This window comes from Paraburkholderia sp. SIMBA_053 (genome assembly GCF_046534895.1).
GTDB lineage: Bacteria > Pseudomonadota > Gammaproteobacteria > Burkholderiales > Burkholderiaceae > Paraburkholderia > Paraburkholderia caledonica.
In genome coordinates this window covers 1-267 of record NZ_JAWRXU010000787.1, presented here as the reverse complement: position 1 = coordinate 267, position 267 = coordinate 1, and the positions used below count along the sequence as shown (strand labels likewise).

Sequence of the window (267 nt, the reverse complement as noted above, 5' to 3'; positions counted from 1 at the left end):
GCGGCAAAGAAAAGTAGGTGCCGCCCCGCACAGGGGCGACGCCTGAACGGCAAACACCATAACGCGGATGCCAGCGCAAAGACGAGCACACCCAACCCGCCGACACCAAACACAAACGCAGATGCGAGAGAAAAAACCAAAACCCCGCCCAGCGTCGCAGACATAGAGAAAAGGAGACACTGCAATGCCAGAAACAACGATCAGCCGATACCCAGTCCCGACCCCGGGCGAATGGCCCGACGACATCCGCGCCCGGATACTGGAAGT

General features: G+C 59.6%; 1 pseudogene. It reads left to right on the top strand.

The window, feature by feature from the left end:
* Window positions 1-184: 184 nt before the first annotated feature.
* Window positions 185-267, top strand: a pseudogene (locus tag SB753_RS37730) (alkylhydroperoxidase); the annotation flags it as partial.